The organism is Vagococcus martis, assembly GCF_002026305.1.
Classification (GTDB): Bacteria; Bacillota; Bacilli; order Lactobacillales; family Vagococcaceae; genus Vagococcus; species Vagococcus martis.
Map to the genome: position 1 here is coordinate 964,162 of NZ_MVAB01000001.1, position 12,288 is coordinate 976,449.

Genomic DNA, 12,288 nt, shown 5'->3' on the forward strand with positions numbered 1-12,288 from the left:
TGAATGTGCCTCTCCCTTTTAACGATAGATACTCTTATTATACGTTTTTTTTGTTTGAAAGAAAACAAAAACTATCAATTTGACCAAATAGCCAAATTGATAGTCATTAAACTTTATTTTTTATCCGTTACACCAACGTGAGACCATGGGTTACTTGTTACATCATAAGCCCAGTCAAAGTTAGTTACTTTATCACTTACTGGTAATACAGCATCTCTGAATAATGTTGGGATAACAAATGCTTCATCTGCAACATATTCTTGCCATTCTTTAAATTTCTCAGTACGGTATTTACCGTCAAATGATTTCTCAGAATCAATTTCATTCAATAGTTTAGTATTTTCATCACTGACAAAACGAGTGTAGTTAAACGCCGCTTTAGGTCCGTATAATCCTGATTGAGATGGATCTGAACTTAATCCCCATGCTGCTTGGTACACATCAACGTCTGGTGAATCGTTTTTCAATTTATCGTAGAATGATTGGAATTCAATTAAACGACCTGTTGATAATTTAACATCTAAACCAATTTCTTTCCAGCAGTCCATGTAGTATTCAGCTAATGGTTGGGCAGTTTCGCCACCTGACATAGAAGCAAAGTTAATTTCTAGTTTTTCACCATTTGGATCGCGACGGAATTCTTCGCCATCTTTTTTCTTGTATCCAGCTTCATCTAATAATTTGTTTGCTTTATCAATATCTTGTTTAGAATATCCTACTAAGCTCTTGTCACTAAATTCATCAAAGATTGGTGGAATAATCGCATTAGCTGATTGACGTAATCCGTTGTAGAATTTGTTTGCTACAGCGTCGTTATCAATGGCATAGCCCATTGCTTGACGTAATGATTTGTTTGCCATTTTTGAATCTGGATTGTAAACAGCTTCACCTTTAGCATCATCCCATTTACCTAATTTGAATCCAATATAAGTATAAGCTAAATCTTGACGACCTAAGATTTCATATCCTTCTACATCTTTGTAGTTTGGATAGTTATCAGTTGGCATACTGAATACCATGTCATATTTTTTAGCTTTTAAAGACTCAACGATTGAGCTAGATGGTGCAACGCGCATTGTTATTTTGCTTAATTTTGGTTTTTCGCCGTAGTAGTACTCGTTTGGTGTATACTCTACAGATTCACCTGTATTAATTTTTTCCATTTTGTATGGTCCAAAAGTAACGATGTTTTTACGTACCGCATCACTAGATTCCATACCTTTTACTGGAATATCTTTAAAGATATGAGAAGGCATTGCTGAAGTCCAAACAGTTTCACTTGTTTGTTTCATACCTGGGTTCATTTCTTTGTAAGAAATTTCTACCGTTTTGTCATCTACTTTTTTGATTCCTGAGATAGAATCAGCTTTTCCTTCATGGTATTCATCCATACCTACGATATTTTGGAAATCTTCACCATAACGGATACCTGAATAATCTTTGTTACCAATGATTAAGTATGGTTGGATAATATCATCTGCTACTAATGGTTTACCATCTGACCATTTGGCATCTTTAATAATTGTGATTGTAATTTTCTTACCATCAACATCGATATCTTTTTTCGCTACCCCATCCTCTGTTGTCTCAAAGTTACCATTACTTGTAAATAATGATTCATGAGATGGTTGCATAAATTGGTTGTCATAAGCATCCTCATAGAATGTTTCAGAGAACATTCCTTTAAATTGAGTATCCATAACAACGGCTGCTTCTAACGTTCCGCCTTCTTTGGCTTTTTCTTGATTAGAAGTTTTTACTGGGAATTTTGATACATCTTCTGTTTTATCGGCTTTCCCACTAGATTTTTTGTCAGATTTTCCTCCACCACAAGCTGATAACCCGACTGTTACTGCAGCACCAAGTGCTACGACGCTAAATAATTTTTTGTACTTCATTCCTTCATCCCCCTTAGATTTTTTTATCCTAAACGTTGACGTGCATCAGCTGAACGCTTCAATGCTTGACCAACGTAGTTGATACATAACATCATGACAAGAATTAAAATAGACGCTGGCGCCCACACCCATGTCATATCTGATAAAACGACACCATTTGACGCATACCCAATCAATGTACCTAAACTTGGTGTTGATTGTGGTAATCCGAATCCTAAGTATGACAATGTTGTTTCAATCCCGATATTGCCTGCAAAGTTCATCGTCAAATTTGTAATAATTAATGAGCTTAAGTTTGGCATTAACTCACCAAACATAATCTTGAAGTCACTTGTTCCCAATGTTTTTGAGGCACTGATGTAATCACGACGAACTTCAGATAATGTTTTCCCTCTAAAAAGACGTGCTTTAGCTACCCAATAGAAGGCACTCATAATCATAATAAATGAAAACACATTATAGCTTGGAACAATCGTAACAAATACGATAATAATCATTGTAATAGGTAAAATCATAATAAAGTCCACGATTCGCATGATGATACTATCTACCATACCACCATAATATCCTGCTACAATCCCTAAACCTACCCCAATAATAGACGTAATAATCGTGATTGAAAACCCAATAACGACCGAGTTACGAGCGCCAATAATTAATTGTCCAAAGACATCACGACCACCTTCATCAGCACCTAATAGGTAACCATCTCCTGGAGCCGCGTATTTATCTAAAATACTTACTTTCATGACAGCATCTTTATCTAAAACAAGTGCACCGATAAAAATAACTGCAAAGATAATAATTAATAACGCCAATGAAAATAATGCTAATTTATCTTTTTTGAATTCTCGAGCAATCATTTTAAAGCCTGTTGGTGGTGCACTAACAGTCTCTACGTTTGCTACTTTTTTTTCTTTACTCATAATGAGTCTCCTTTCTTAACTAGTTGGTATGTTACTGAATACGAATACGTGGATCGACAATACTCATGACAATATCTGAAATTAAGTTTCCGATAATTGTTACAATACCTAGTATTAATACTATGGCTGTAATCACTGAGTAGTCACGTCCGTTGATCGCATCAATAAACAGTTTACCAATACCTGGATAAGCAAAGGTTTGTTCAATAACAACTGAACCACTGATTAAAGCGGTAATCTCATAACTTAATTGAGCTGCTATTGGTAAAGAAGCATTTCTAAAGATATGGTGTGTAAAGACTTTATTAGTCGGTACACCTTTTGCTCTTGCTGTACGAACGAAATCTAGCTGTTTAGCATCGATAACTTCATTACGTAAGTATTGAATCGTTACAGCTGTTGCAAGTAAAGCTTGCGTAATTGCTGGTAATATCATGTGGTACAAACGACTCATGACATATTGGAATGAGCCAGGCTCTAATCCGCTAGCTACTGAACCAGTTGTTGGGAACCACTCTAAACGGTAACCAAAGATAAACAACATTAGTAACGCGAAGATAAAGATTGGAACAGCAAAGCTGACAAAGTTATAAACGACAACTGCTTTATCAAACCAAGAATTTTGGTAACGACCAGAGAATAAACCTAATGGTAAGGCAATTGCATATGTAATAATCACTGTTAATAATGACAAGTAAATGGTATTTCCAACACGAGAACCAATAATATCACTTACTGGTAATTTGTATAGGAAACTCTGACCAAAGTCACCTTTAAATGCATTCGTTATCCAATCAAAATACTGAACGTACCATGGATTATTTAATCCCGCTGCTTCACGCATTTTGTCAATCGTTGCAGGGTCCATATTTGGATTAATCAATCCAGTAAACGGATCCCCTGGCATAGCTTTTGCTAATAAAAAGATAAACAGACTCAACACAAAAATTTGTGGAATCATCAGTAATACACGTCTTAATATCGTTTTCCACATACTATTGTCCTCCCCCTTCAGTTGTTTTAACTGCTGCCTGATGAGTTGGGCTAATAGTTTTCAAATCATATACACGACCATTTTCATCATAATATTGGCTGTATAAGTCTTGGAAATCTTGTTCAACTTTACGACGCTCTTCTTTATGCTGTTCACGATTTTCAACATCAATCTTAGGAATAGCAGACAGCAAGCGTTTAGTATAAATATGTTGTGGGTTATTATAAATGTCTTCTCTTGTTCCTATTTCAACAAAACGGCCATGATTCATAATCGCAATGTTATCGCACATGTGTTTTACCACACCTAGGTCATGAGAGATAAATAAATAACTTAAATTATACTCTTCCTGAATACGTTTCATGAAGTTCAGTACCTGAGCTTGAACAGATAAGTCAAGAGCTGATACCGGCTCATCGGCAATGATTAATTTAGGATTTGTTGCAACAGCACGCGCAACACCTAAACGTTGTCTTTGACCACCAGAAAATTCATGAGGATATTTATAAAGTGCATCTGTTGGCATCCCAACAATATCTAACAAACTTTGAACACGTTTCTTTTCTTCTTGAACAGATAGGTTTTCAAAATTTCGAATAGGTTCAGCAATAATATCCAATACACGTTTTTTAGGATTTAAACTTGACATAGAATCTTGGAAAATCATTTGAACATCTTTATTATAGCCAATTGATTTTCTAGCTCTTTTCGAGATAACATTGGTATTTTCAAATAAAATTTCTCCAGCTGTGGCTTTTTCTAGCCCTACAATTGTTTTACCAATTGTTGACTTTCCAGAACCAGATTCTCCAACTAAACCGTACGTTTTTCCAGCTTCAATTTGAAAATCAACGCCATCAACAGCATAAACATAATCAACTACTTTGTTTAAAAAGCCTCCACGAATTGGGTAATGCACTTTTAAATCTTTTATTTCTATTAATCCCATTATGCGTCACCTTCTTCTCTAAAGTGGAAATGTTTGTAGCATGTGCATCGAACAAAGTGTCCTGGTTCAACTTCATGCAACGTTGGTTGTTCCTCGTGCTCATCTTCTGGTATCCAAGGAATACGAGCTGCAAATCGACAACCTGTACGTGGCATATTTTTTAATGAAGGAACCACTCCCTCGATAACATGTAATTCAGAGTCATGTGCGTCTTCTTGTGGAATTGAGTTCAGTAACGAGCGTGTATAAGGATGTTGTGGATTAGAGAATAAAACATCAACAGGTGCTTCTTCTACAATTTGACCACCATACATAACAGCAACTCTATCTGCTGTCTCAGCTACTACACCTAAATCGTGAGTAATTAAAATAATACCGGCTTCTGTTTCCTCTTGTAAATCGCCTAATAAGTCTAAAATTTGAGCTTGAATTGTTACATCAAGTGCTGTTGTTGGCTCATCAGCGATAATAATTGGTGGTTTACAAGAAATAGCAATCGCGATAATAACACGTTGTCTCATCCCACCTGACAATTCATGAGGGTATTGCTTTGCCACACGTTCAGGATTAACAATCCCTACTTGGTTTAGCAATTCAATAGCACGAGCAGTTCGTTGTTTTTCATCTAAATCTGTATGATAGAACAACGCTTCGGCAATTTGGTCTCCAATACGCATCAATGGATTCAACGCTGATAACGGATCTTGGAAAATCATCCCGATATCATTTCCTCTAATCTTGTTATAAAGCGTTTCAGATAGACCTACAAGATTTAAATCGTTGTAGATGATATCTCCTGTAATTCTAGTATTTTTTGGATCTTGTAATCCCATTATGGTCATTGCTAATGTACTTTTCCCACAACCTGATTCTCCAACAATTGCTAAAATTTCATTTTTGTCTAATGTAATTGACACGTCATCTACTGCATCATAAAAATTGTCTTTGATTCGAAATCCAGTATGTAAATTTCTCACGTCTAATAATTTGTTGTCAACAAACAATAGAATTCTCCTTTCTTATCTTATTCCCGTACTGATTTTATTTATTCATAAAACTCTTCATTTTTAATAATATCTATATGCTTAACAGATAAAAACTATCAAGATATCTTATAATTATATTAGAAAAGAATCTATTAAGCAATAGTTTTAATAGTAACTAAATTACTTTGAGATTAAAAACAAATGACATGCATCTCATTATAAACCATAACTTCTATAAATTAAAGAAATTTTAGAATTCTTCACAAACATTAATTCAATAAAACACTTTTAATATTAGGTTTTCTTAATATTATTGCAAAATTTCGTCCAATTTTTTATAAAAAACGCACTTTTTTACTAAACGTGCAATCATGGGGGACTTATTCATAGTTAATCAATCGTTTCATAAAAATTCCCCATAATTGTCACGTTCTCAGAAATACTTACAAACGCGTTTGGATCAGCCTGTTGCATTGAATGCTGCAACATGGGAATCTGATCACGTGTTAATACCGTTAGTAATACTTTTTGTTCGTTATGAGAAAACGCCCCTTCAGCATCGTTTAAAATTGTAATACCTCGACGCATTCTAGACTGTAACTCATCCACTACGGCTTGCGGTTTTGACGTGATGATCATCACTTGCATTTTCTTTTGTTTAGTGTAGACCATATCAACTACTTTACCATTAACAAAAATTGAAAAAGCACTGTAAAATGAGTAAGGCCAGCCAAATAAATAACCTGATGTTAAAATAATACACGCATTAAAAATAATATTTAATGAGCCTACGTTTCGACCAGTTAATTTTCGAATCGTCATGCTAACGATATCCAATCCTCCTGAAGACAATCCACTACGTAATGCTAAACCAACACCAAGCCCACAAACTCCCCCGCCAAAAATAGCACAGATAATTGGGTCTGTAGATAGAACAGTAATTGGAATAATTTGCACGAAAAAGGCTGTCATAAAGACGGATACCATAGTAAAGACTGTAAATTTTCGGCTTAGCATCTTCCACGCTAAAATAAATAATGGAATATTTAAGCAGTACAATACAACCCCCATAGGCAACTCAACGCCAGATGCTTTTTCAGCTAACGTTACGATAATTTGCCCTAGCCCTGTGATACCACTGGCATAAATATGTCCCGGTCTCCAAAATAAATTCAGTGCAATAGCTTGTAAAATGCCATTAACAACGGCCATCGAAACCTTTTCCATGTAACCGTTATCCACCATATATTCTTTACATGTTTTTAGTTTTTCCACTGGTTGCATCTCCTCGATTTTCTTGACTACTTAACAGAAAACGATTAATCTTCTAACTCAACACTTAGTGATAATTCTTCTAATTGCTCTTTTGAAGCTATACTTGGAGCTGAAGTCATCAAATCAGCAGCTTTACTATTTTTAGGGAAGGCAATCACTTCACGGATATTATCTTTTTTCGCAAGCAACATGACTAAACGATCTAACCCTAAGGCAATTCCTCCATGTGGTGGGAAGCCATAATCTAATGCGTCTAAAAGAAAACCAAATTGAGATTCAGCCGATTCTTTCGTAAATCCTAATGCTTTAAACATCTTCTCTTGTAAATCTCGTTGGTAAATTCTTAAAGAACCCCCTCCAAGCTCATAACCATTTAATACCACATCATAGGCTTTGGCATAAACTTTTTCAGGTGATGTTTCTAATAATTCAATGTCACTTTCTTTTGGCATTGTAAATGGATGATGTGCTGCGACAAAACGGTCTTCTTCTTCAGAGTATTCAAATAATGGCCAATCAACAACCCACAAGAAATTAAATTTATCTGGATCTATTAAGTCTAACTCTTTTCCTAAACGATTTCTTAATGCTCCGAGTGATGCTGCGACAACTGAATCAGTATCTGCACAGAACAATAATAAATCTCCTACTTCAGCATTTGTTGTCTCAATTATTTTGTCACTTGCATCAACTAAAAACTTCGCGATTGGTCCTTTAAGACCATCTTCTTCTACTTTGACCCAAGCTAATCCTTTTGCACCAAATTGCGCTAACCACTCACCTAGCTTATCTAAATCTTTACGTGAATACTTATCTGCAGCTTGTTTAGCATTTAATGCTTTGACAGCTCCACCTGAACTTAAAGCCTGTTGAAACACTTTAAAGTCAACGTCTTTTACTGCTTCTTTCATATCAATTAATTCCATATCAAAACGTGTATCTGGTTTATCACTACCAAATCGATCCATGGCATCATCATACGTCATACGTGGAAATGGTATTGGAATATCCATTCCCATTACTTCTTTCATCACTTTCGATAACATGTTTTCAGTATACGCTTGGATGTCTTCTTCTGTTAAGAAACTTGTTTCAATATCCACTTGAGTGAATTCCGGTTGGCGATCCCCTCGTAGATCTTCATCTCTAAAACAACGAACTACCTGATAATAACGATCAATTCCAGCTCCCATTAACAATTGCTTAGTTGTTTGAGGTGATTGGGGTAACGCGTAAAAATGTCCTGGATGAACTCGTGAAGGAACCAGATAATCTCTTGCCCCTTCTGGTGTCGATTTATTTAAATAAGGTGTCTCCACATCTAAAAAGCCATTATCATTTAAAAATTCGCGAATGACACGTGTTACATGATGTCTTAATTTTAGATTATTTAACATTGATGGACGTCTAATATCCATGTAACGATATGTCATACGCACATCATCACTAATCGTTTGATCGTCTTCAATGACAAATGGTGGTGTCTTTGCTTCATTGTATACGATGATGTCTTCAGCGATAATTTCAACTTTACCTGTCTTCATTCGAGGGTTAATAGCTGAACCTGTTCTCTCTACTACTTTACCTCTCACACCAATCACATATTCACTACGACAAGCGTCTGCAATTTTTAAAGCTTCTTGTGACACTTCAGGATTGAACACTACTTGAACAATTCCCTCTCTATCTCTTAAATCGATAAAGATTAATCCTCCTAAGTCACGGCGCTTTTGCACCCACCCTTTTACTACAACCTCTTGACCTAAATCTTTTTCTGATACTAGGCCACAATATGTTGTTCTTTCCTGCATGATATCTATCTCCTTTTAATCATTTATTCATAAAAAAAAGCCCTTGTTAAATTATAACAAGGACGAATAATTGCTTACACGTGGTACCACCTATTTTTAAAAAGTTTCAAAAAACTTTTTCTCTAAACGATATAACGCTCGTTAGCGGGATATATTACTACCCATCTCCAGAGTGTCTGTCCTCTTTAAATGAATGATTTCACCAAATTCATTCTCTCTTTTTTGTAAAAAAGGCACGTCTCCTTCATCGATACTCATCTTTAAAATACTAAAAATTGTACAAAAAGTCAAGATATAATAGGGTAACTCACTACTCAACTTCTAAAATTTTTGCTATAATATCTCTTATCAACTAATCAATGAGGTAAACCATGTGAAAAACACAAACTCAATAAATCGCACGATAAAAATGTTTATCATTAATATTTTAGTTGTTGCTTTGGTTTTTATCGGCTTTAATTATATGCGAGGGAATAGCCAAATTGCCACTGTGGGAACAACTGCTTTAAATGTCCGTGAAAAACCTGATGCTTATTCTTCTGTTATTACCCAGGTCCATAAAGAAGATAAAGTCACTATTACAGATGAAAAAAATGATTGGTATAAAATACAAACAGCTGATAAAACAGTTGGGTGGGTACCTAATTGGCTATTATTTGATGGTACTAGTGGTCCATATACTAACTTAACTGCTTCCGTTGCTAAACGAAATACAGAACTAAAAAAAGATAACTCAGAAAGCAGTGAGGTAATCAAAACGTTAAAAAAGAATGAACACGTGAACGCGACTCTTGAGCTAAATGGTTGGGTACGTGTTTATAGTGACGGAAAATATGGTTGGGTGCCAAGTGATAGCTTAATCATCCAAAAAAATCGGGACAATAAATACAAAGAAAATCAAGTGCTTCATGTCGCCACTACTTCTGCTTACTTAATGAGCAATAACTCAACATCAAGTAATAAAGGTGATTTTTTAAAATATGGTGCTACTTTAACGTATTTATCTGAGACAGAGGATGGGTGGATGAAAGTTAAAACCAAAGATGGTAAAACTGGATTCTTAAATTCTTGGCAAGTCACTTCTCGTAAGATATCCAGTAAGGAAGAAAAACCAGGTATTCCAATGCCTGAATTTACGGTTATGTTAGATCCTGGACACGGTGGAGACGATCCAGGTGCACAAACAAATGATGGAGAAACTTTAGAAAAAGAAGTAACGCTAAAAACGGCCTTAGCAGTTCGAAAAGAACTCCAATCTCATGGGTTTAATGTTTTAATGACACGTGATACAGATAAATTTGTTTCCTTGACTGATATAGGAAAAATAAGTTCCTCTAGTCAAGCAAATGCTTTTATCAGTTTTCATTATGATTCAAGTGCACAAGCTAATACAGCTTCTGGAACAACCACATTCTACCGAAAAGACAGTGGTAAACCACTTGCTCAAGCTATTAACGATAGCATTGCGAACATTTTGCCTCTAGAAAACAGAGGCTTTGGTAACCAAGATTATCAAGTACTGCGTGAAAATTCAAAGCCTGCTGTCTTGTTAGAGTTAGGTTACATCAATAATGATTATGATGCTGCTTACATAAAAAATAAAAATTATCATCAAAAAGTGGCAGATTCTGTCTACGATGGACTAATGGTTTATATAGAAGAAAAAAGTAGTAAGGGTGCTGAAAATTAAACAAGTATCAAACAACTTTAACACTTAGTTGTTTGATACTTTTTGTTTTTTTATTGAATCGTTACTGTTACAGTACGTCTTCCCCAGTTTCTACACTCATCAATTGTATTAAAATGAACATCAATAATATTGCCTCTGATAGCTCCACCAGTATCTCCAGCTACCGCAAATCCATAACCAGATACTTCAACTAATGAATTTAAAGGAATGACACTTGGATCAACCGCAATCACGCGAGAATTTTTTCTTAAATCAATTCCTGTTGCTGTGTATGGTGTTAATCCTGCTTCTGTATAAGAATAAGCTGTCGATTGCATCGTTAAGGTACGTCCATTACCACTTGATGCTGGTTTCTCTGTTGAGACAGGGGTACTAACAGTTGCTCCACTCGATGCTGATTGAGTGTTATTTGAAGTGTTGCTATTTCCGTTAGATTCTGTTGAAACAGGGGTTGTTCCCTCTTTTTTCAATTCTTCTGCTTTTTTTGCCATCTCTTTTTCTTTCGCAGCTTGTGCTTCTTTTATCACTCGCTCTTCAGATAATTTTTTTAATGTGGCTTCATTATTAGCTAATTCTTTCTTCAAATCACTAACTTGAGATTCTAGAGCGGCTTTATCGTTTTCAATTTTAGTTTGTTTTTCAACTAAAATTTGTTGATCCATAACTAATTCTTCTCGTAATCTCTCTAATTTATCTTTATCTGTTTCTAGGGTTTCGATTTTTGATTTTTCCGCTGTTTGTAAAACTGTCATAGCAACCGCACGATTAACAAAATCAGAGACACTATTAGCATTTAACAACGTATCAACCATTGTTGAGCTTTGCTCGTTGGTTTGGATTGTTTTCATACGAGAGGCAACCATCTCTTTGCGTTTTTCCATACTGCGTTTTGTTTTTTCGATTTGTTGTTGTGTTGTTAAAATTTTTGATTCAGTATCCAACACATCTGATTTTAAATTTTCTAAATCTCTATAATTTTTATTTACATTATCAAGTGCACTATCGATTTTTTCACTAATCTCAACACTTTGTTTTTTCACGTCTTCTTCTTTCGTTGCTGCAAACAACGAAACTGGCATGCTTGTTAGCATGACAAAGCACAATAGACCAGTTATAGTTTTCCTATAATTCAACAATCGCCAACACCTTTCAATTCATAACGTTCACTTTTTATCTTTCCTAATTATACAAGAATGACTCTTGCTTAATATGACATTCTCTTTACAAATTATTACAAATTAGGGTATTGTATTATATAAATGTAATAGTAAGGAGTGGTTTGATGACAAATATATACTTTGCTAGTCCCTTATTCTCAACAATGGAAAAACATTACAACGAGTGGCTTGTAAAACAAATCAGAGAATCTTACAAAGAGGTCTCTTTGTATTTACCTCAAGAACAAATGGAGATAAATGATAAAAATAGTTATGCAGATTCAAAAATGATTGCAACTTATGATACAAATGCTCTATTAAATAGCGATTTAATGATTGCTGTTCTTGATGGTCAAAGCATAGATGTTGGTGTAGCAACAGAAATCGGCGTGGCTTATCAAGCTGGCATCCCAATAATCGGTTTGTTCACAGACAGTAGACAACAAGGTGCTGATAATCAGCAAAAAATAACAGCATTGCAAGATGTAGCAGAGTCTCAATTCCCTTATGTTAACCTTTACACGATTGGGTTAATTAAATTAAATGGCGTCGTGGTTAATTCTGAAGAAGTGTTATTAAAAACTATCGCCACATACATCTAA

10 protein-coding genes are annotated in these 12,288 nt (G+C 35.1%); 2 read left to right on the plus strand and 8 right to left on the minus strand.

What is annotated here, in order from left to right; translation table 11 throughout:
* Nucleotides 1-113: 113 nt before the first annotated feature.
* The 7 genes from BW731_RS04595 to aspS form a co-directional block, all read right to left on the minus strand.
* Nucleotides 114-1,898: an oligopeptide ABC transporter substrate-binding protein gene (locus BW731_RS04595; RefSeq protein ID WP_079346135.1), complete on the minus strand. Its 1,785-nt coding sequence runs from the start codon at nt 1,896-1,898 to the stop codon at nt 114-116.
* 23 nt (nt 1,899-1,921) lie between these two features.
* The gene (locus BW731_RS04600; RefSeq protein ID WP_079346137.1) at nt 1,922-2,824 is read right to left on the minus strand and encodes an ABC transporter permease; all 903 of its coding nucleotides are present in this window, start codon (nt 2,822-2,824) and stop codon (nt 1,922-1,924) included.
* A 31-nt stretch (nt 2,825-2,855) separates the two neighbouring features.
* A complete protein-coding gene (gene opp4B, locus BW731_RS04605) occupies nt 2,856-3,818 on the minus strand; it encodes an oligopeptide ABC transporter permease (RefSeq protein WP_079346139.1) in 963 nt (320 codons plus the stop codon).
* 1 nt (nt 3,819) lies between these two features.
* Nucleotides 3,820-4,770, minus strand: coding sequence for an ATP-binding cassette domain-containing protein (locus BW731_RS04610; RefSeq protein WP_143592741.1), 951 nt, complete (start codon nt 4,768-4,770; stop codon nt 3,820-3,822).
* Nucleotides 4,767-5,771 (minus strand): ABC transporter ATP-binding protein, encoded by a 1,005-nt coding sequence (locus BW731_RS04615; protein ID WP_079346143.1) that lies wholly within the window; start codon nt 5,769-5,771, stop codon nt 4,767-4,769. The genes BW731_RS04610 and BW731_RS04615 overlap by 4 nt, the downstream gene beginning before the upstream one ends.
* A gap of 372 nt (nt 5,772-6,143) precedes the next feature.
* Complete coding sequence (locus tag BW731_RS04620) at nt 6,144-6,998, minus strand: YitT family protein (protein WP_143592799.1); 855 nt, start codon at nt 6,996-6,998, stop codon at nt 6,144-6,146.
* A 74-nt stretch (nt 6,999-7,072) separates the two neighbouring features.
* A complete protein-coding gene (gene aspS, locus BW731_RS04625; RefSeq protein WP_079346147.1) occupies nt 7,073-8,839 on the minus strand; it encodes an aspartate--tRNA ligase in 1,767 nt (588 codons plus the stop codon).
* A gap of 373 nt (nt 8,840-9,212) precedes the next feature.
* Between aspS and BW731_RS04630 the strand changes: the two genes are divergently transcribed.
* Nucleotides 9,213-10,529 carry an N-acetylmuramoyl-L-alanine amidase gene (locus BW731_RS04630; protein ID WP_079346149.1) on the plus strand — a complete coding sequence of 439 codons (1,317 nt, stop codon included), beginning with the start codon at nt 9,213-9,215 and terminating at the stop codon, nt 10,527-10,529.
* Between the two features lie 50 nt (nt 10,530-10,579).
* Here BW731_RS04630 and BW731_RS04635 read toward each other — a convergent pair whose 3' ends face one another.
* Nucleotides 10,580-11,662 (minus strand): 3D domain-containing protein, encoded by a 1,083-nt coding sequence (locus tag BW731_RS04635; RefSeq protein ID WP_143592742.1) that lies wholly within the window; start codon nt 11,660-11,662, stop codon nt 10,580-10,582.
* Nucleotides 11,663-11,811: 149 nt separating this feature from the next.
* Between BW731_RS04635 and BW731_RS04640 the strand changes: the two genes are divergently transcribed.
* Nucleotides 11,812-12,288: a nucleoside 2-deoxyribosyltransferase gene (locus tag BW731_RS04640; protein WP_079346153.1), complete on the plus strand. Its 477-nt coding sequence runs from the start codon at nt 11,812-11,814 to the stop codon at nt 12,286-12,288.